Source organism: Pseudomonas sp. 7SR1 (assembly GCF_900156465.1).
Taxonomy (GTDB): Bacteria; Pseudomonadota; Gammaproteobacteria; order Pseudomonadales; family Pseudomonadaceae; genus Aquipseudomonas.
Genome location: NZ_LT707064.1, coordinates 1552703 through 1573317 on the forward strand (window position 1 = coordinate 1552703; position 20615 = coordinate 1573317).

17 protein-coding genes are annotated in these 20615 nt (G+C 58.4%); 11 read left to right on the top strand and 6 right to left on the bottom strand.

All coding sequences use genetic code 11. The features are described 5' to 3' along the window. Positions 1-104: 104 nt before the first annotated feature. A complete protein-coding gene (locus BW992_RS07050; RefSeq protein ID WP_072397556.1) occupies positions 105-1646 on the bottom strand; it encodes a sensor histidine kinase in 1542 nt (513 codons plus the stop codon). Positions 1647-1892: 246 nt separating this feature from the next. On the opposite strand from BW992_RS07050, the gene BW992_RS07055 reads away from it, so the two are divergent. Next, on the top strand, positions 1893-2627 hold the full coding sequence (locus BW992_RS07055; RefSeq protein WP_072397591.1) for a response regulator transcription factor: 735 nt from the start codon (positions 1893-1895) through the stop codon (positions 2625-2627). A 77-nt stretch (positions 2628-2704) separates the two neighbouring features. Here the strand turns inward: BW992_RS07055 and gabP are convergent, their stop codons facing one another. The 5 genes from gabP to dnaA form a co-directional block, all read right to left on the bottom strand. Further along, positions 2705-4099: a GABA permease gene (gene gabP, locus BW992_RS07060; RefSeq protein ID WP_072397554.1), complete on the bottom strand. Its 1395-nt coding sequence runs from the start codon at positions 4097-4099 to the stop codon at positions 2705-2707. Between the two features lie 307 nt (positions 4100-4406). Further along, complete coding sequence (gene gyrB, locus BW992_RS07065; protein WP_072397589.1) at positions 4407-6824, bottom strand: DNA topoisomerase (ATP-hydrolyzing) subunit B; 2418 nt, start codon at positions 6822-6824, stop codon at positions 4407-4409. 5 nt (positions 6825-6829) lie between these two features. Beyond that, positions 6830-7933: a DNA replication/repair protein RecF gene (gene recF / locus BW992_RS07070; RefSeq protein WP_072397553.1), complete on the bottom strand. Its 1104-nt coding sequence runs from the start codon at positions 7931-7933 to the stop codon at positions 6830-6832. 51 nt (positions 7934-7984) lie between these two features. Continuing rightward, positions 7985-9088 (bottom strand): DNA polymerase III subunit beta, encoded by a 1104-nt coding sequence (dnaN, locus tag BW992_RS07075; RefSeq protein WP_072397551.1) that lies wholly within the window; start codon positions 9086-9088, stop codon positions 7985-7987. A gap of 39 nt (positions 9089-9127) precedes the next feature. Continuing rightward, complete coding sequence (dnaA, locus tag BW992_RS07080) at positions 9128-10651, bottom strand: chromosomal replication initiator protein DnaA (RefSeq protein WP_072459073.1); 1524 nt, start codon at positions 10649-10651, stop codon at positions 9128-9130. 564 nt (positions 10652-11215) lie between these two features. Here dnaA and rpmH point away from each other — a divergent pair. The 10 genes from rpmH to BW992_RS07130 all read left to right on the top strand — a co-directional run bounded on the left by rpmH (position 11216) and on the right by BW992_RS07130 (position 20600). Further along, positions 11216-11350 (top strand): 50S ribosomal protein L34, encoded by a 135-nt coding sequence (rpmH, locus tag BW992_RS07085; RefSeq protein ID WP_003213577.1) that lies wholly within the window; start codon positions 11216-11218, stop codon positions 11348-11350. A gap of 16 nt (positions 11351-11366) precedes the next feature. After that, the gene (gene rnpA, locus BW992_RS07090; RefSeq protein WP_197685723.1) at positions 11367-11768 is read left to right on the top strand and encodes a ribonuclease P protein component; all 402 of its coding nucleotides are present in this window, start codon (positions 11367-11369) and stop codon (positions 11766-11768) included. Continuing rightward, on the top strand, positions 11761-12006 hold the full coding sequence (gene yidD, locus BW992_RS07095; protein ID WP_072397545.1) for a membrane protein insertion efficiency factor YidD: 246 nt from the start codon (positions 11761-11763) through the stop codon (positions 12004-12006). The genes rnpA and yidD overlap by 8 nt, the downstream gene beginning before the upstream one ends. Positions 12007-12008: 2 nt before the next feature. Further along, the gene (gene yidC, locus BW992_RS07100; protein WP_076405870.1) at positions 12009-13691 is read left to right on the top strand and encodes a membrane protein insertase YidC; all 1683 of its coding nucleotides are present in this window, start codon (positions 12009-12011) and stop codon (positions 13689-13691) included. A 78-nt stretch (positions 13692-13769) separates the two neighbouring features. Further along, a complete protein-coding gene (mnmE, locus tag BW992_RS07105) occupies positions 13770-15140 on the top strand; it encodes a tRNA uridine-5-carboxymethylaminomethyl(34) synthesis GTPase MnmE (RefSeq protein WP_076405872.1) in 1371 nt (456 codons plus the stop codon). 672 nt (positions 15141-15812) lie between these two features. Beyond that, positions 15813-17705 (top strand): tRNA uridine-5-carboxymethylaminomethyl(34) synthesis enzyme MnmG, encoded by a 1893-nt coding sequence (mnmG, locus tag BW992_RS07110; protein WP_072459071.1) that lies wholly within the window; start codon positions 15813-15815, stop codon positions 17703-17705. Continuing rightward, the gene (gene rsmG, locus BW992_RS07115) at positions 17702-18346 is read left to right on the top strand and encodes a 16S rRNA (guanine(527)-N(7))-methyltransferase RsmG (RefSeq protein WP_072397511.1); all 645 of its coding nucleotides are present in this window, start codon (positions 17702-17704) and stop codon (positions 18344-18346) included. The genes mnmG and rsmG overlap by 4 nt, the downstream gene beginning before the upstream one ends. An 18-nt stretch (positions 18347-18364) precedes the next feature. Then, positions 18365-19162 (top strand): ParA family protein, encoded by a 798-nt coding sequence (locus tag BW992_RS07120; RefSeq protein ID WP_072397510.1) that lies wholly within the window; start codon positions 18365-18367, stop codon positions 19160-19162. 9 nt (positions 19163-19171) lie between these two features. Next, the gene (locus tag BW992_RS07125; RefSeq protein WP_072397508.1) at positions 19172-20044 is read left to right on the top strand and encodes a ParB/RepB/Spo0J family partition protein; all 873 of its coding nucleotides are present in this window, start codon (positions 19172-19174) and stop codon (positions 20042-20044) included. 148 nt (positions 20045-20192) lie between these two features. Further along, positions 20193-20600 carry a F0F1 ATP synthase subunit I gene (locus BW992_RS07130; RefSeq protein ID WP_072397497.1) on the top strand — a complete coding sequence of 136 codons (408 nt, stop codon included), beginning with the start codon at positions 20193-20195 and terminating at the stop codon, positions 20598-20600. Positions 20601-20615 lie beyond the last annotated feature (15 nt).

The window sequence follows — 20615 nt, forward strand, 5'->3', positions numbered from 1 at the left end:
CTGTGTACCGATTTTCCTGAAAGCCTTTCCAGTTTCATATAACTATTTGTTTTTTATACATATTTCATAAACACATAAAACCTCGGGAAAGGTGCATAAGTTTTTTATAGCACCACCGAAGGTTGTGCCTTTTCAGTGTCTAGCAAGGCCAAACCAAAACTGAACGTCGTGCCTTCACCGACCACACTACGGCATTCGATCTGTCCGCCGTGACGGTCCACAACCGCCTTGACCATGGACAACCCCAGGCCTACGCCGTCTACACCATGAGCCGATGAGAACCGTCGATACTGACTGAACAGATCCGGCAGCTCCCCAGCCTCGATGCCTTTGCCCTGGTCCACGAGATCGCAGGTCAAACGCCCCTCGGCGCAACGAACCCGCACCACGATGCGGGTGGCGGGTGGGCTGTACTTGATGGCGTTCTCCAGTAGATTGAACAAGGCGCGGGTCAACAAGGCCTGGTCGGCACTCACCATCGCTTCTTCGTCGTCGATGTCATGGGCGATCTGGATATGCTTGGCCTGGGCCAGAGGCAGGGCTTGGTCGAGCACGTCCAGGACCAGCATGGCGAACAGTGTCGGTCGGAACTGATAGACCTCCGATTCGGCCCGCGCCAGTTGCACGAAGCCGTCTGTCAACGCCAGGGCACGCCGCACCTGACGTTCGATCTGGTCGAATACAGGATCGGTCGTACCTGCCTGGTGCCGCTGCACGTCGAGCAGCGCCAGGATCGCAGAATGTGGGGCGCGCAGGTCGTGGGACAGGAAACGCAGCATGATATTGCGCTGCTCTTCAGCCTCCCGCTCCGCGCTCAGGTCAGTCAGGCTCAGCAACCAACCCACGGGCACATCACCATCGGCCGGCAACAGGGAGGCCCGTTCCAGGCGCAGGCTGCGGTCCCGGACATCGCGAAACTCCAGCAACGGCAATGTGGATAACCGGTGCGGGCAGCCGGGTACCAACCCCGGATAACCCAGCTGTGCGAGGTGTTCCACCACATCTTCACCGGCCAGGCCATGACCGAAGAGCTCCCGCGCCTTACGGTTACCGAGCAAGACCTTGCCATGGGGGTCGCTGATCATGGTCGCCACCGGCAGGTATTCCAGGCCATCGGCTATGAACCGCCGGGTATCCCGCGTGCGACTCATGGCCTGCTCAAGGGCCATGACCTGGCCTTGCAAGCGATCGCTGCCGGTGTAGGGCGCGCGACGACGCTCCGGGAACACCTTCGGTTCCGCGTCCAGGCGGGCCAGCTCCCAACCGAAATACGCCAGCACGACGCTCAGCCGTCGCCAGTTCCAGATCAGGTAGCCAAACAACATGCCCAGCACACTGGCCAGGGGAGACCACCACCAGCCCTGCGCGCCCAGCACGGCGCTGAGGGTCAGTGCCAGGCCCATTCCACCCACTGTCGTCCATAACGCCAGACGCGGACGCAGGAGCAGCAACCCCAGCACACAGGCCACCAGACACACCGACAACAGTGCAGCAGGCCCGTTGCGTGTCGGTTGGGCGCTGAACGACAACAGAGCCGTCAGGGGCAGCAACAACAGACTTATCCACAACCATTCGCGCACCAACTGTCGAAACAGGCGTTGGGCTTGGGTCGGTTCACGGCTTTCACGGCGGCGCTGATGACTCATAAGGTCCTTGTACGAGCAAAAGGGCAGAAGGGATTGTTCATTTGATAGGCGACGAACCCACGAGCTGGGCAGCTCGAGACTATAGCGGACTCGATAGGCGGCGTGCTGCTGCCTTTCCCTTCACGGCTTGAGCCGGTATTGTCGCAGCCTGCGACAGCAAGCCTCGCCGCTAGCCAGCCAAGGCTGGACCGTTTGGGTGGCCTGCTGATGATGTTCGTTACTTTCGAGATCAAGGAATCGCGTCCCATGCGTGTCGCCATACTGGATGACGAACCGGCCGAGCTGCGCCGGGTGGAGCAGACATTGCAACAGATCCCCGGCCGGGGTGAGCAAGCCTGGACCCTGCACAGTTTCGAGCGCGGCGAAGACCTGCTGCGGCAACTGCGTCGGGAAACCTTCGACCTGTTGATACTCGACTGGCAGTTGCCCGGTATCAGTGGCCTGTCGCTGCTGCGCTGGACACGCGAACACATGGACTCGCCTCCGGCCGCCATCATGCTCACCAGCCGCGACGGCGAGCAGGATATCGTCCAGGCCCTCAATGCCGGCGCCGACGATTACGTGAGCAAACCCTTCCGACCCAACGAGCTCAAGGCCAGGGTCAGCGCCGTGCTACGCCGGCACAACCTGCAACGTGCTCCGGCCAGCGATGTACGAGTCTTCAATGACCTGGCGTTCGACGATGCCGAACTGACGGTCACCCGCGCCGGCGTGCCCATCAACCTGACCGAGCGGGAATACCGACTGGCCCGCTGCCTGTTCGCCAATCTGGGGCGTCCATTGTCCCGGGAATATTTCTACGAACGTTTCTGGACCCACGAGGAAATGACCTCGTCCCGCCCCCTCGACACCCACATCTATCGCCTGCGCAACAAGCTTGGCCTGACGGCTGATCGAGGTTGGCAGTTATTGACTATCTATGGGTATGGGTATCGCCTGGAAAGCGTATCGGCGGACAGCGAAACGTCGGTAGCGAGTTGAGCCAGGCAAGCTCCGCGTCCCGAAAGCGAACGCGGAGCTTGTGTTGAAGCGTCCCACGCGTGGCGTGGGAAGCATGACTAGTTGGCCATCTGCAGTGCTTTGCCAGCCTTCCCGACCCGACGACGCTGCACCAGCAACCCGGACGCGACCACCAGCAGGCTGAGCAGCCCCGTGGCGAGGATCTCCACCCGGTGGGCTTCCTGGAACAGCATGATCGTCAGGGCACCGATGATGAATACGATCACCAGGTACGTTAGGCCCGGGAACAGCCACATGCTGAAGGCAATCTTTTCCCCACGAGCCATGCGCTGCTTACGCATGCGCAGCTGCGAGAATGCGATCACCAGGTAAACCAGCAGTGCGATGGCGCCGGAGCTGGCGAGCAGGAATTCGAACACGGCAGCCGGGGCCACGTAGTTGGCGAACACCGCCAGGAAAGCGGCTGCGGTGGACAGCATCACAGCCCAGTAAGGGGTGCCGCTCTTGTTGGTACGCTGGGAAACCGCCGGCGCATCGCCACGCTTGCCCAATGAGAACATCATGCGCGAGGCGGTGTAGAGCGCGGAGTTGAGGCAGCTTGTCACCGCGACCAGCACGACGATATCGACAATCAGCTTGGCATTGGGGATACCCATGCGCTCCAGCACGGTCTGGTAGGAACCCACGCTGGCCAGCAGCGGATCGTTCCATGGCACCAGGGCCACGACGATAAAGATGGAAACCAGGTAGAACAGGCCGATCCGCCAGATCACCGAGTTGGTCGCCTTGGAGATCTGTTGGCCTGGGTTCTTCGACTCAGCGGCCGCGATGGTCACGATCTCGGTGCCCATGAACGAAAACATGGTGGTCAGGATCGCTCCCAGTACCGCGCCCATGCCGTTGGGCAAAAAACCCTGAGTGTCGAATAGATGGGAAACACCGCTGACCTGGCTGCTGGGCAGCCAACCGGAAATTGCCAGGATCCCAAGGACGATGAAACCGATGATCGCCACCACCTTGACCAGGGCAAACCAGAACTCGAATTCACCATAGTTCTTCACACTGAACAGATTGGTGGCCGTCAGCAGCAGGGTGATGACCAGGGTGAAGGCCCAGATCGCCACGTCCGGGAACCAGGCGTGCAATATGGTCGCTGCAGCGTTGGCCTCCAACGGGATCACCAGCACCCAGAACCACCAGTAGAGCCAACCGATCGTGAAGCCAGCCCAGCGCCCGATCGCCCGATCAGCGTAGGTGGAAAAGGAACCGGTGTCCGGAGACGCGACCGCCATTTCGCCCAGCATACGCATCACCAACACCACCAGCGCGCCGGCGGCGGCGTAGGCCAACAGCACGGCCGGGCCTGCCGCTGCGATAGCGTGGCCGGAGCCAACGAAAAGGCCGGCGCCGATCACACCAGCGATAGAGAGCATCGTCACATGTCGTGGCTTGAGCCCTTGTTCCAGGTTGTTGGAAGTTTGCGTACCGCTCATTGAGACTACCCTTGGTATTTAGATTTATTCATTCCATCTCGGACTGTCGCTTCTTTTGTAAAAATAAAAAAACGACATGTAATTTATTTAACACGCAAGATCTGCGCCAGGCTTCCTGTGGTCCCCGTATTCCGGGGGCCAAGCAGATATTCCAAGTCCTTGAGATTAAAAGCTTTTGCCTGAGGTGTTACTGGGTTACACGCTTTCTGACCCATAGGTCTGGTAGGAAACAGGCTGAACTGGGGGTGTAAAAAAAGGCCAACGCTTGCGCGTTGGCCTTTTTTTTGGAGGGGTGTTCTGCTTGGTATCAGAAGTCCAGGTTGGACACCGCCAGGGCGTTGCTCTCGATGAAGTCACGACGAGGTTCAACCGCATCACCCATCAGGGTGTTGAAGATCTGATCCGCACCAATGGCGTCTTCGATAGTGACCTTCAGCATCCGACGCGAGCCCGGGTCCATGGTGGTTTCCCACAGCTGATCCGGGTTCATTTCCCCCAGCCCCTTGTATCGCTGGATGGTGTGGCGTTTGGTGCTTTCTGCCATTAACCACTCAAGGGCTTCCTTGAACTCGGTCACGGACTTCTTGCGCTCGCCGCGCTGGATATAGGCACCTTCATCCAGCAGCGTGCTCAACTGTGCACCGAGAGAGACCACAGTCTTGTAGTCGTTGCTGCTGAAGAAGTCGCGGTTGAAGGTGACGTAGTTCGACAGGCCATGGGAAATCAACTCGACTTCCGGCAGCCAGACGTTACGTTCACGGTCTTCGCGCAGGCTGGCCTTGTAGACCAGGCCAGACTTCTCGACAGTGCGCAGGCGGACTTCGTACTGGGCCAGCCAATCCTGCATCGCTGCGTGGTCGGACAGTTGCTCCATGCTGACGGCCGGCAGGTAGATGAAGTGCTCGGTCAACTCCTGTGGGTAAAGTCGCGACAGGCGCTTGAGCGTCTTCATCACCAGGCGGAAGTCGTTGACCAGGCGCTCGAGAGCTTCCCCGGAAATGCCTGGGGCGTCTTCGTTCAGGTGCAGGCTGGCATCTTCCAGGGCCGACTGCGTCATGTATTCTTCCATGGCGTCGTCGTCCTTGATGTACTGCTCCTGCTTGCCTTTCTTGACCTTGTACAGCGGCGGCTGGGCGATGTAGATGTAGCCGCGCTCGATCAGCTCGGGCAACTGACGGAAGAAGAACGTCAGCAGCAGGGTACGGATGTGCGAACCGTCGACGTCAGCATCGGTCATGATGATGATGTTGTGATACCGCAGCTTGTCGATGTTGTACTCTTCACGACCGATGCCGCAGCCCAGGGCGGTGATGAGGGTGCCGACTTCCTGGGACGAGATCATCTTGTCGAAACGTGCCTTCTCGACGTTCAGGATCTTGCCCTTGAGCGGCAGGATGGCCTGGGTCCGGCGGTTACGGCCTTGCTTGGCAGAACCACCGGCGGAGTCACCTTCCACGAGGTACAGCTCGGACAGGGCAGGGTCCTTTTCCTGGCAGTCAGCCAGCTTGCCTGGCAGGCCAGCGATGTCCAGCGCGCCTTTGCGGCGTGTCATCTCGCGGGCCTTGCGCGCGGCCTCACGGGCACGGGCGGCGTCGATCATCTTGCCGACCACCAGCTTGGCTTCGTTCGGGTTCTCCAACAGGAAGTCGGAAAAATACTTGCCCATCTCCTGTTCGACCGCGGTCTTCACTTCGGAAGACACCAGCTTGTCTTTGGTCTGGGAGCTGAACTTCGGATCAGGCACCTTCACCGAAATGATCGCCGTAAGGCCTTCGCGGGCATCGTCACCCGTGGTGGCGACCTTGTGCTTCTTCGCCAGGCCTTCCTGCTCGATGTAGTTGTTCAGGTTACGGGTCAGCGCCGAACGGAAGCCCACCAGGTGAGTACCGCCGTCGCGTTGCGGAATGTTGTTGGTGAAGCACAACAGGTTCTCGTTGAAGCTGTCGTTCCACTGCAGGGCGATTTCCACGCCGATGCCATCTTCACGCTGGACATTGAAGTGGAACACCTGGTTGACCGCGGTCTTGTTGGTGTTCAGGTATTCAACGAACGCACGCAGGCCACCTTCGTACTTGAACAGCTCTTCCTTGCCGCTGCGCTCGTCCTTGAGGACGATGCCGACACCGGAGTTGAGGAAAGACAGTTCACGAATCCGCTTGGCCAGGATGTCCCAGCTGAAATGGATGTTCTTGAAGGTTTCGGCCGATGGCTTGAAATGGATCTGGGTACCGGTGGTTTCGCTGTCGCCAACGATTTTCATCGGCTCCTGCGGAACGCCGTGGACATAGGTCTGTTCCCAGATCTTGCCGCTACGGCGAACGGTCAGTACCAGCTCTTCGGACAGCGCGTTCACGACCGAAACACCTACCCCGTGCAGACCGCCGGAGACCTTGTAGGAGTTGTCGTCGAACTTACCGCCGGCGTGCAGCACGGTCATGATGACTTCGGCAGCGGAAACGCCTTCTTCCTTGTGCACATCGACCGGGATGCCACGGCCGTTGTCGCGTACGGTGATCGACTCGTCCGGATGGATGATGACGCTGATGTCGTCACAATGGCCGGCCAGCGCTTCGTCGATGGAGTTGTCGACCACCTCGAACACCATATGGTGCAGACCGCTGCCATCGTCGGTGTCACCAATGTACATACCGGGACGTTTGCGTACGGCATCCAGGCCTTTCAGCACTTTAATGCTCGTTGAGTCGTACGTATTTTCTTCGCTCAATGCCTTCACTCCCGATGGTCGTGGGTCTGGGTGATACGGCCCTGTTCCACGTGGAACAGGGCGACTGGCGTTTCCGTCTGCCAGCCTTCCCTCAATAATTCGTGGTCTACACAGGTGATGAAAACCTGGCAGCGTAAGTCTTCCAGCAAACGGCAAAGCGCTCGACGGTGGGCCTCGTCCAGTTCGGACGGCAAGTCATCCACCAGATAAATACACTGACCGCGACGGGCCTGGCTTACCAGGTGCCCCTGGGCGATACGCAAGGCACACACCACCAACTTCTGCTGCCCCCGGGACAAGATATCCGCGGCGTTATGCGCGCCCAAGCGAAGGCGCAAGTCAGCGCGTTGAGGGCCAGCCTGGGTGTGTCCCATTTGCTGGTCCCGTTGCAGCGAGCCGGCCAGTACGGCGCTCAGTTCCCGGTCCTTGTCCCAGCCTCGGTAATAGCTGAGCGTCAGGCCCTCAAGCTCAACCAGTTCGCTCAAGGTCTGCTCGAAGACCGGTTTCAGGGCTTTAATGTAAGCGCGGCGGTATTCATCGATTTCAGCGCTGGCCTGGCACAGTTCCCTGTCCCAAACCGCTTGCGAAACGGCGTCAAGTGTACCATGTCGCAGCCAAGAGTTTCGCTGGCGCAGCGCCTTCTGCAAGCGCTGCCAGGTTGCCATGAAACGAGGCTCGACATGGAACACCCCCCAGTCGAGGAATTGCCGGCGAATCTTGGGTGCCCCTTCCAGCAGACGGAAGCTGTCGGGGTTGATCAATTGCAACGGCAGGATTTCAGCCAGTTGCGCGGCACTGCGGGCGTTCTGTCCGTCGATGCGAATCTGGAACTCGCCTTGACGGTCCCTTGAAATGCCCAGCGCGCTATGCCCCCCTTCCGCCAGCTCCACCTGCCCGAACACGGTGCAGGCCAACTGATCGTATTGGATAACGGGTGACAGGCGGGTGCTGCGAAACGACCGGGCAAGCCCCAGCAGGTGGACAGCCTCCAGGACACTGGTCTTGCCGCTGCCGTTGGCGCCGTAAAGGATATTGATACGGGGGGAGGGGGCGAAGGTCACCGGGTGCAGATTGCGCACCGCGGTGACCGAGACGCGACTTAAGGACATCCAGTGGCCTGTACGGTTAATTGAGTACTCGAATTAGCCACAGGCCACTAATTACAGACGCATCGGCATGACAACGTAGGCCGAATCGTCGTTGTCGGACTCCTGCAGCAAGGCACTGCTGTTGGAGTCAGACAGGATCAGGCGAACCTGTTCGGTGGTCATTACACCCAGCACGTCGAGCAGATAGCTGACGTTGAAGCCGATTTCCAGGGAACCGCCGTTGTATTCAACGCCGACTTCTTCTTCCGCCTCTTCCTGTTCCGGGTTGTTCGCCTGGATCTTCAGTTGACCGTTGGCCAGTTGCAGACGGATACCACGGTACTTTTCGTTGGAGAGAATGGCAGTACGGCTGAACGCTTCACGCAGCGCCTGACGGTCGCCCAGGACCAGCTTGTCGCCCCCCTTGGGCAGTACGCGCTCATAGTCTGGGAATTTGCCGTCTACCAGTTTCGACGTGAAGGTGAACTCGCCGGTAGTGGCACGGATGTGGTGCTGGCCCAGGACGATGCTGACGTTGCCATCCGGCTCGGTCAGCAGACGCGCCAGTTCCAGGATACCCTTGCGCGGCACGATCACCTGGTGGCGATCCGGCTGACCGATATCGGCCTGCATCGAACACATGGCCAGGCGATGCCCGTCGGTGGCAACGGCGCGGATAATGCCGGCAGAGACTTCGAGCAGCATGCCGTTGAGGTAATAACGCACGTCCTGCTGAGCCATCGCGAAGCTGGTGCGCTCGATCAAACGGCGCAGACGGCTCTGCTCGAGACTGCAGGTCAGCGAGCCTGGGCCTTCTTCCACGGTCGGGAAGTCGTTGGCCGGAAGGGTCGAGAGAGTGAAGCGGCTGCGACCGGCCTTGACCACGAGTTTCTGGTCGTCGACCTTGATGTCGATCAGCGCATCGTTGGGCAGGCTCTTGCAGATATCCATCAGCTTGCGCGCCGGCACCGTGATGGAGCCCGGATCGGCCGGCTCTTCAAGTTGCACACGACCCACCAGCTCGACTTCCAGGTCGGTACCGGTCAGCGACAGTTGCTGGCCTTCGACAACCAGCAGCACGTTGGAAAGTACCGGCAAGGTCTGGCGGCGTTCGACGACGCCTGCGACCAGTTGCAGGGGTTTCAACAGGGCTTCGCGTTGAATGGTGAAATGCATGGTCTAGTCCCTTGCCTTAATAAGCTGCGCTGGTGGTCATCAAGTGGTCAATGTACGCAGCAGGTTCTTGTAGTCCTCGCGGATGTCCGCGTCGGATTCCTTCAGTTCGTTGATCTTGCGGCAGGCGTGCAAAACGGTCGTGTGGTCGCGCCCGCCAAACACATCGCCGATTTCCGGCAGGCTGTGGTTGGTCAGTTCCTTGGACAAGGCCATGGCCACTTGCCGTGGCCGGGCTACCGAACGCGAACGGCGTTTGGAGAGCAGGTCGGAAATCTTGATCTTGTAATACTCAGCAACGGTTCGCTGAATGTTATCCACAGAGACCAGCTTGTCCTGGAGTGCCAACAGATCCTTCAAGGACTCGCGAATCAATTCGATGGTGATATCGCGCCCCATGAAGTGAGAGTGAGCGATAACACGCTTGAGCGCACCCTCGAGCTCACGCACGTTTGAGCGAATACGCTGGGCGATGAAGAACGCCGCATCGTGAGGCAGCTCGACCTTGGCCTGATCGGCCTTTTTCATCAGGATCGCAACCCGGGTTTCCAGCTCAGGCGGCTCGACAGCCACCGTCAGGCCCCAGCCGAAACGCGACTTCAGGCGTTCTTCCAGGCCTTCGATTTCCTTCGGATATCGGTCGCTGGTGAGAATTACCTGTTGCCCGCCTTCGAGCAGGGCATTGAAGGTGTGGAAAAACTCCTCCTGGGAGCGTTCCTTGCGTGCGAAGAACTGAATGTCGTCGATCAGCAAGGCGTCCACCGAACGGTAGAAGCGCTTGAACTCGTTGATTGCATTCAGTTGCAGGGCCTTGACCATGTCCGCCACGAAACGCTCGGAATGCAGGTACACGACCTTTGCATTCGGATTCTTCTTCAACAGATGGTTGCCCACCGCATGCATCAAGTGGGTTTTACCCAGGCCCACGCCACCATAAAGGAACAAGGGGTTGTAGCCATGCTTGGGATTGTCGGCAACCTGCCAGGCCGCGGCACGAGCCAGTTGGTTGGACTTACCCTCGACGAAGTTCTCGAAGGTGAAGGTGCGGTTCAGGTAGCTGGTGTGCTTGAGCGCGCCTTCGACCTGGACGGTGCGCTGCTCTGCGCGTACCGGTGCCTGTTGTGAGCTGGCGCCGGCCATTGGATCGAAGCTGTCTCGGGAAGGCTCTTCGCTGGTTTCGGCGACTTTCTGTGCGCTTCGCTTGCTCGGAGCCGGCGTTGAAGCCGCAGGGGCAGCGTGGACCGGCGCCGGAGCAGCCTGGACCTGGGAAGCCGCGGCAGCCGCCAACGGGGCGTTCGGCGCGGCGCGGGGTGCAGAACTGCGTTTGCTACCTATTAATAAGGACAGCGCTGGTGCCATGCCATTGCCATGCTCGTCGAGCAGTTCCAGGACCCGGCCCAGGTACTTTTCGTTGACCCAGTCGAGGACGAAACGGTTCGGTGCATAGACACGCAACTCGTCGCCTTCGGCTTCGACCTGTAGTGGACGGATCCAAGTGTTGAATTGTTGGGCAGGCAGCTCATCGCGCAAAAGCTCCACGCACTGCTGCCAAAGTTCCACTGACACGGATATCCCCTAAGTTGAAAGCCGGTGAGGCAAAAACAAGCGGCCATTGTAGCGAGCAGACGTTCACTTATCCACACGCAGGTTGATCATCGACCATGATTTATCAAAGCCTTAAGCACAAAAAAGGTGACAGGCGGTCGGTGGATAAGCTCTGTGGATAACCACCGTTGAGAGCATGGGACAAGTGCTACCGAAACCCAGTGGATAACCCGCCTGTGGATAACCCGCCATTCCGCGCACAGCTTATCCGATAGCGCAGCACAGCCTTACCACCGCTTTCCCGCCTAGTTGTCCTTCTCTGTACATATTGATTCATAAGGGCTCAGGCCAGTTATCCACAGATGGCTGCCAGCGTTGCTTTTATAAGCTCTACAGAAAAGCTTTAAATAATTCCCTTCTTTTTATATCTATGAACGGGCGCTTGGCGAACCGATTCGTCGACGCGTATCTATTTAAAGGAAACGCTGGTTGGAAATTGACCTAGGGTCTTGCTTTCTCTAGAATCCCCGGTCTCTTAAAACAGGGGCCATTCCGGCCCGTTGTGGACGAACCAGGTAACACGACATGAAACGTACTTTCCAACCAAGCACTATCAAACGCGCTCGTACCCACGGTTTCCGTGCTCGCATGGCTACCAAGAACGGTCGTGCCGTCCTGTCGCGTCGTCGCGCCAAAGGTCGTGCACGTCTGGCAGTTTGATAATCCGGCACTGGAGGTGAGTCAGGACTTCAGTCGGGAAAAGCGTCTGCTTACACCCCGGCATTTCAAGGCAGTCTTTGACTCCCCTACCGGCAAGGTTCCGGGGAAAAATCTCCTGCTCCTTGCGCGCAGCAACGATCTCGATCACCCCCGTTTAGGGCTGGTTATCGGGAAAAAGAGCGTCAAGCTCTCCGTGCAGCGCAATCGCCTCAAACGTCTGATGCGCGAATCGTTTCGCCTGAACCAGGATTCTCTGGTCGGCTGGGACATCGTTATCGTCGCGCGCAAAGGTTTGGGTGACGTAGAAAACCCCGAATTGATTCAGCATTTCGGCAAGCTCTGGAAACGCCTGGCGCGCAACAAGCCAGCTCCGGCGGTCAACACCGAAACTGTAGGGGTAGACAGTCCCGATGCGTAAACTGGCACTCGTTCCGATCCAGTTTTATCGCTACGCCATTAGTCCCCTGATGGCCAGTCACTGTCGTTTCTACCCCAGTTGTTCCTGCTACGCGTACGAAGCCATAGAAAAACATGGCCTTTTGCGCGGTGGCTGGCTGACCTTTCGTCGTTTAGGTCGCTGTCATCCGTGGAATCCCGGTGGCTATGACCCGGTTCCGCCTATCCCTACCTCCCGTTCTTCTTCGATGGCCGAGTAATCATGGATATCAAACGCACGATCCTGATCGTCGCCCTGGCAATCGTGTCTTACGTCATGGTTCTTAAATGGAACCAGGACTATGGCCAGGCTGCCCTGCCGACTCAGAATGTTGCAGCCAGCAATACCGCACCGAGCCTGCCAGACACCGCTTCTGGCAACAACGCTGCCAGCAGTGATGACATTCCGCGCGCGACAAACGATACCAGTGCTCCTGCTGAAGCCCCTGTGGCTGCAAGCAAGGATCTCATCCAGATCAAGACCGACGTGCTGGAACTGGCAATCGATCCACAGGGCGGTGACGTTGCCCAATTGAAGCTGCCGCTCTATCCACGCCGCCAGGATCATCCGGATATCCCGTTCCAGCTGTTCGACAACGGCAACGAGCGGACCTACCTGGCCCAGAGCGGGCTGATTGGTAGCAATGGCCCCGATGCCAACCCGGCGGGTCGCCCGGTCTACTCGGCCGAGAAGAAGACTTACCAACTGGCCGATGGGCAGGATCAACTGGTCGTCGACCTGAAGTTCAGCAAGGACGGCGTCAACTACATCAAGCGCTTCACACTCAAACGTGGCCTGTATGACGTGGTCGTGTCCTATGTGATCGATAACCAGAGCGCGCAGCCCTGGTCCGGCGCTATGTTCGCCCAGCTGAAACGCGACGCCAGTGACGATCCTTCCTCCAGCACGGCCACCGGCACCGCGACTTATCTGGGCGCCGCCCTGTGGACAAGTTCCGAGCCCTACAAGAAAGTGTCCATGAAAGACATGGACAAGGCTCAGCTCAAGGAAACCGTTCAAGGTGGCTGGGTGGCCTGGCTGCAGCACTACTTCGTGACGGCCTGGATTCCGCAGAAGGGCGAAACCAATGTCGTCCAGACTCGTAAGGACAGCAAAGGCAACTACATCGTCGGCTACACCGGCCCGGCGTTGACCGTGGCCCCAGGCGCCAAGGCCGAGACCAGCGCCATTCTGTATGCCGGCCCGAAAAGCCAGGCTGTGTTGAAAGAGTTGTCCCCAGGTCTGGAACTCACTGTCGACTACGGTTTCCTGTGGTTCATTGCGCAACCGATCTTCTGGCTGCTGCAACATATCCACAGCATTGTTGGTAACTGGGGTTGGTCGATCATTTTCCTGACCATGCTGATCAAGGGCATCTTCTTCCCATTGTCGGCAGCCAGCTACAAATCCATGGCCCGCATGCGCGCCGTGGCACCGAAGCTCGCTGCCTTGAAAGAACAACATGGCGATGACCGGCAGAAAATGTCCCAGGCCATGATGGAGTTGTACAAGAAAGAGAAGATCAACCCCCTGGGTGGTTGCTTGCCGATTCTCGTACAAATGCCCGTATTCCTGGCGCTCTACTGGGTTCTGCTGGAAAGCGTGGAGATGCGTCAGGCACCGTTCATGCTGTGGATAACCGACCTGTCGATCAAGGATCCGTTCTTCATCCTGCCGATCATCATGGGCGCGACCATGTTCATCCAGCAGCAGTTGAACCCGACGCCTCCGGATCCAATGCAGGCGAAGGTCATGAAAATGATGCCGATCATCTTCACCTTCTTCTTCTTGTGGTTCCCGGCCGGTCTGGTGCTGTACTGGGTTGTGAACAACGTGCTGTCCATTACTCAGCAGTGGTACATCACGCGTAAGATCGAAGCGGCTACGAAAAAAGCCGAGGCGTAACTTGCACTGTGGATAACCACACAAAACGCCCCCTAGTGGGGCGTTTTGCTATCTGCCACTTTTGTCTGGATATCGGTTATGAGCGCACCTCGTGAAACCATCGCCGCCGTTGCCACTGCCCAGGGGCGAGGCGGCGTCGGCATCGTCCGAATCTCCGGTCCCCTGGCCAGCGTCGTGGCCAAGGCCATCAGTGGGCGCGAGCTCAAGCCACGGTTCGCTCACTATGGCCCATTTTTCAGCGATGACCGGCAAGTGCTCGATGAAGGACTCGCGCTCTATTTTCCAGGGCCTAACTCTTTCACTGGGGAAGACGTGCTGGAACTGCAGGGCCATGGCGGCCCAGTAGTGCTGGATATGTTGCTCCACAGATGCCTTGAGTTGGGCTGCCGCCTGGCGCGGCCGGGTGAATTCAGCGAGCGAGCGTTCCTCAACGACAAACTCGACCTGGCCCAGGCTGAGGCGATCGCCGACCTGATCGAAGCCAGTTCAGCACAGGCTGCGCGCAACGCACTGCGTTCTCTGCAGGGCGCTTTTTCCCAGCGTGTGCATAACCTCACCGAACAGTTGATTGGCCTGAGGATCTATGTCGAAGCGGCGATCGATTTTCCCGAGGAAGAAATCGACTTCCTTGCCGATGGCCATGTGCTGAGCATGCTCGACAAAGTACGCGATGAATTATCCACAGTCCTGCGGGAAGCCGGACAAGGTGCCTTATTGCGAGACGGCATGACCGTGGTGATCGCAGGACGGCCCAATGCCGGCAAATCGAGCTTGCTCAATGCCCTGGCCGGTCGTGAGGCGGCGATTGTCACCGAGATCGCCGGTACTACCCGGGATATCCTGCGCGAACATATCCACATCGACGGCATGCCTCTGCACGTTGTGGACACCGCAGGTTTGCGCGATACCGACGACCAGGTGGAGAAAATTGGCGTCGAACGGGCGTTGAAAGCCATTGGTGAAGCTGATCGAGTACTGCTGGTAGTCGACGCGACCGCCCCGGAAGCAGGCGATCCTTTTGCCTTGTGGCCTGAATTTCTCGAAGTGCGCCCGGATCCGGCGAAGGTTACGCTGATCCGCAATAAAGCCGACCTTACGGGAGAAGCGATAGCACTCGAGGTCAGCGACGACGGCCACGTGACTATCAGCCTGAGCGCGAAAGCAGCAGGAGAGGGCCTGGAGTTGCTGCGTGAACACCTCAAGGCTTGCATGGGCTATGAGCAAACCTCGGAGAGCAGCTTCAGCGCCCGACGCCGGCACCTCGAGGCGTTGCGCCATGCCAGCGCGGCGTTGGAACACGGTCGTGCTCAGCTGACATTGGCTGGCGCCGGTGAGCTGTTGGCCGAGGATCTTCGTCAGGCCCAGCACTCATTGGGTGAGATCACGGGCGCCTTCAGCTCCGATGACCTCCTGGGAAGGATCTTTTCCAGCTTCTGCATCGGCAAATAGCACCAGGGCTGTGGGCAGTCTATCCACAGTCCTGGTTTGAATAATTGCCCGTAGGAATCCCACCGGCCTGCTCGCTGGCCGTCATAGCGCCCTGGATCGTTATCCCAATCTTCTCTAGCCGGTCCTGGCAACCCGGGCGGCACTCCCTCGCCCATCTTTCTTGGTGGGTGTGGTTACGCAGCACATCGATCCTTCGATGCTGTTACCCGCCAAATAGTCTGCATTCCCTCTCCCAGGCCTGTTCGATGACAGGATCAAGCCCTGTGAATAACCGCGCCTGAGATCCGTTGATAACCCCCCCGAAAAGCCGAGGATAATCGCCTCTGTGGATAAGCTATCTACTAATCCACAGGCTTACGGCAGTTATCCAACCCCCTCCCAGCTACATGACCACAGGCTTTTGAAACTCTGTACACCTTGAAAATCGTAGCCTACAGAGATTTATCCACAGGCGGGTGGTTGCATAAGAATAAACATAAAAACAAAGGTTTTATAAATTTCTCTCTTTTTTAATTTTTTAACCGCGAGTTCTCCACAGCTGGTTAAATTTTGTGCAAAGGGTTCTTTAGGAAGGGCGAAGTCCCTATACTTGCCGACCTGGTTCAGAAAACACCCAGGCCAGACTCATAACCTTTTCCGAATTACCTGAATTAAGCAGGCACGAGGTGCGTGGTGGATTTCCCTTCCCGTTTTGAAGTGATCGTCATCGGCGGCGGTCATGCCGGTACCGAGGCAGCACTCGCCTCAGCACGCATGGGCGTCAAAACCCTGCTGTTGACGCATAACGTGGAAACCCTTGGGGCCATGAGCTGCAACCCGGCCATTGGTGGCATAGGCAAGAGCCATCTGGTCAAGGAAATCGATGCCCTTGGCGGCGCGATGGCCATGGCCACCGATAAAGGCGGCATTCAGTTCCGCGTATTGAACAGCCGCAAGGGCCCGGCGGTACGGGCGACTCGCGCCCAGGCCGATCGGGTCCTGTACAAGGCGGCTGTCCGTGAAATCCTGGAAAACCAGCCGAACCTGTGGATATTTCAACAAGCGGCAGACGACCTGATCGTTGAACAGGATCAGGTCCGAGGTGTCGTGACCCAGATGGGTCTGCGTTTCTTCGCCGAATCCGTGGTATTGACCACAGGGACTTTCCTTGGCGGACTTATCCACATTGGCTTGCAGAATTATTCTGGTGGTCGCGCGGGTGATCCGCCGTCCATCGCACTGGCCCAGCGTCTGCGGGAGTTGCCATTGCGTGTCGGACGCCTGAAGACAGGCACCCCGCCGCGTATCGATGGGCGGTCTGTGGATTTCTCGGTCATGACCGAACAGCCGGGCGATACCCCAATACCGGTCATGTCGTTCATGGGTTCGAAGGAGCAGCACCCGAAACAGGTGAGCTGCTGGATCACCCATACCAATGCCCGTACCCATGAAATCATTGCTGCCAACCTGGATCGCTCGCCGATGTATTCCGGTGTGATCGAGGGGGTGGGCCCCCGTTACTGCCCGTCCATCGAAGACAAGATCCATCGTTTTGCAGACAAGGAAAGCCATCAGGTCTTCATCGAGCCGGAAGGCCTGACTACCCATGAGCTTTACCCGAACGGGATTTCCACTTCCCTGCCGTTCGATGTGCAGCTGCAGATCGTGCAATCGATCCGGGGCATGGAAAACGCCCACATCGTTCGCCCAGGTTATGCCATCGAGTATGACTATTTCGATCCACGTGACCTGAAGTACAGCCTGGAAACCAAGGTCATTGGTGGTCTGTTCTTCGCTGGGCAGATCAACGGCACCACCGGCTACGAAGAAGCCGGGGCCCAAGGCCTGCTGGCCGGGACCAACGCCGCACTGCGGGCCCGCGGCCAGGACAGCTGGTGCCCACGACGCGATGAAGCGTACATCGGTGTTTTGGTGGACGACCTGATTACCCTGGGTACCCAGGAACCGTATCGGATGTTCACTTCCCGTGCGGAATATCGCCTGATCCTGCGTGAAGACAACGCCGACTTGCGCCTGACCGAGAAGGGACGCGAATTGGGGTTGGTAGACGATGTACGTTGGGCGGCGTTCTGCAAGAAACGCGAAAGTATCGCGCTGGAAGAGCAGCGCCTGAAAAGTACCTGGGTTCGTCCCGGTACCGAACAGGGTGATGCCATCGCGGCCAGGTTCGGTACGCCGCTGACCCATGAATACAACTTGCTCAACCTCTTGAGCCGCCCGGAAATCGATTACGCCGGGTTGGTGGAGGTCACGGGCGAGGGCGCCCAGGACCCACAGGTTGCCGAGCAGGTCGAGATCAAGACCAAATACGCCGGCTACATTGACCGCCAGCAGGACGAGATTGCTCGTCTGCGCGCCAGTGAGGACACGAAATTGCCTGTGGATATCGATTACACGGTCATATCCGGGCTGTCGAAGGAAATCCAGAGCAAGCTCGGTGCGACTCGTCCGGAGACGTTGGGCCAGGCTTCGCGTATCCCTGGGGTGACTCCGGCAGCGATTTCCCTGTTGATGATTCATTTGAAAAAACGCGGCGCGGGCCGTCAGTTGGAGCAAAGCGCTTGAGTTCGTTGGTCACCTCGCAACACGCCGAAGAGTTATCCACAGGTGCTCGCCAACTTGGGGTATGCCTGAGTGAAACCCAGCATGCGCAACTACTGGATTATCTGGCGCTGTTGATCAAATGGAACAAGGCTTACAACCTGACTGCCGTACGCGATCCGGATGAAATGGTGTCTCGGCATCTGCTCGATAGTCTCAGTGTGATGTCTTTCATCGAAAATGGCCGGTGGCTTGATGTCGGCAGCGGTGGAGGCATGCCCGGGATCCCCTTGGCGATCCTGTTTCCAGAGGCGCAAGTGACGTGCCTGGACAGTAACGGCAAGAAAACGCGCTTCCTCACGCAGGTCAAACTCGAGCTCAAGTTGGATAACCTCCAAGTTATCCACAGTCGCGTGGAAGCGTTCCAGCCTGCACTGCCGTTCGACGGGATCATTTCCCGGGCATTCAGCAGCATGGAAAACTTCACCAACTGGACTCGCCACCTCGGCGGTGGGAATACGCGCTGGCTGGCAATGAAGGGCGTTCATCCGGCCGATGAGCTGGTAGCATTGCCGGCAGACTTCCACCTCGATAGCGAACACGCCTTGGCCGTACCTGGTTGCCAAGGCCAACGCCATCTGCTGATACTGCGCCGCACGGCATGATTGGGAACACAAGCAAGAATGGCTAAGGTATTCGCGATAGCGAACCAGAAAGGTGGTGTGGGCAAGACCACCACCTGCATCAACCTCGCAGCATCCCTGGTCGCGACCAAGCGCCGGGTGTTGCTGATCGATCTCGATCCACAGGGCAACGCCACCATGGGCAGCGGTGTGGATAAACATGGCCTGGAAAATTCCATCTACGATGTTCTGATCGGTGAATGCGATCTGGGCCAGGCCATGCATTTCTCCGAACACGGCGGTTATCAACTGCTCCCGGCGAACCGTGACCTGACGGCGGCCGAGGTGGTGCTGTTGGAAATGCAGATGAAGGAAAGCCGCCTGCGCAGCGCCCTGGCGCCCATCCGGGAAAACTACGACTACATCCTGATCGACTGCCCACCATCGTTGTCGATGCTGACACTGAACGCCCTGGTGGCCGCCGATGGGGTCATTATCCCGATGCAGTGCGAATATTTTGCATTGGAAGGGTTGAGCGACCTTGTGGATAACATCAAGCGCATCTCCGAATTGCTGAACCCGGAGCTGAAAGTCGAAGGCTTGCTGCGGACCATGTACGACCCGCGCCTGAGCCTGATGAACGATGTTTCTGTCCAGCTCAAGGAACATTTCGGCGAGCAGCTCTACGATACGGTCATTCCGCGTAACATCCGCCTGGCCGAAGCGCCGAGCTACGGGATGCCGGCCCTGGCCTATGACAAACAATCCCGTGGTGCGCTGGCTTACCTGGCCCTGGCGGGCGAAATGGTTCGCCGTCAGCGCCGTAATCCACGCACCGCCGCCGCCCAGCCAACTTAAGGAAACCCCATGGCCATCAAGAAACGTGGGCTCGGACGTGGACTGGATGCGCTGCTCAGCGGTCCCACCGTCAGTACGCTGGAAGAACAGGCCGTGCAGGCCGACCAGCGCGAATTGCAGCACCTGCCGCTGGACCTGATCCAGCGTGGCAAATACCAGCCGCGCCGGGACATGGACCCGCAGGCGCTGGAGGAACTGGCTCAATCGATCAAGAGCCAGGGCGTGATGCAACCCATCGTGGTGCGCCCGATAGACGGCGGCCGGTATGAGATCATCGCAGGCGAACGCCGCTGGCGTGCGAGCCAGCAGGCTGGTCAGGAAACCATTCCGGCGATGGTACGCGACGTACCGGATGAAACCGCCATTGCCATGGCGTTGATCGAAAACATCCAGCGTGAAGACCTCAATCCGATCGAAGAGGCAGTTGCCCTGCAACGTTTGCAACAGGAGTTCCAGCTGACCCAGCAACAGGTGGCCGAAGCGGTGGGCAAGTCCCGCGTGACCGTGGCCAACCTGTTGCGGCTGATCGCCTTGCCGGAGGTTATCAAGACCATGCTGTCCCATGGCGACCTGGAAATGGGTCATGCACGGGCTCTGCTCGGTTTGCCGGAAAATCAACAGGTTGAAGGGGCGCGACATGTTGTCGCACGAGGCCTCACCGTGCGCCAAACCGAGGCACTGGTTCGCCAGTGGCTCAGTGGTAAACCGGCCCCTGTCGAAGCCCCCAAACCCGACCCGGATATCGCTCGCCTGGAACAGCGCCTGGCCGAGCGCCTGGGCTCTGCGGTGCAGATTCGCCACGGCAAGAAGGGAAAAGGCCAATTGGTGATTGGCTATAACTCCCTGGACGAGTTGCAGGGCGTTCTTGCGCACATCCGCTGAAACAATTGCTCTTGTAGCGCCCAGTCGGAAATCACTACCCGGCAGTTGAATAGGGGCAGAACCGCCCCTATACTCTGCGCGCATTTTGTCGGCACAAATTATGCCAAGTTATTGATTTCAGGCAGCCGACCACTGGAGAGCAAAAGCGATGGAAACCCGCACGCCAAACCGCTTGCCGTTCCATCGTCTGGCAGTTTTTCCGGTCTTGATGACACAGCTCGCCGTTGTACTGATCGCCACGTTGGCGCTCTGGCAATGGAAAGGAGTCGTCGCCGGATACTCGGGTCTTTGCGGAGGCCTGATAGCCTTGCTTCCCAATATTTACTTCGCTCACAGGGCATTTCGGTTTTCCGGCGCCCGAGCAGCCCAGGCTATCGTCCGGTCTTTTTATGCCGGCGAGGCGGGGAAACTGATTTTGACGGCAATGCTGTTTGCATTGACGTTCGCAGGTGTGAAGCCATTGGCGCCGCTGGCTGTATTCGGCGTCTTCGTGCTGACCCAACTGGTCAGCTGGTTCGCTCCCCTGCTGATGAGAACAAGACTTTCGAGACCTTAGGGCGTTTGAGGCACA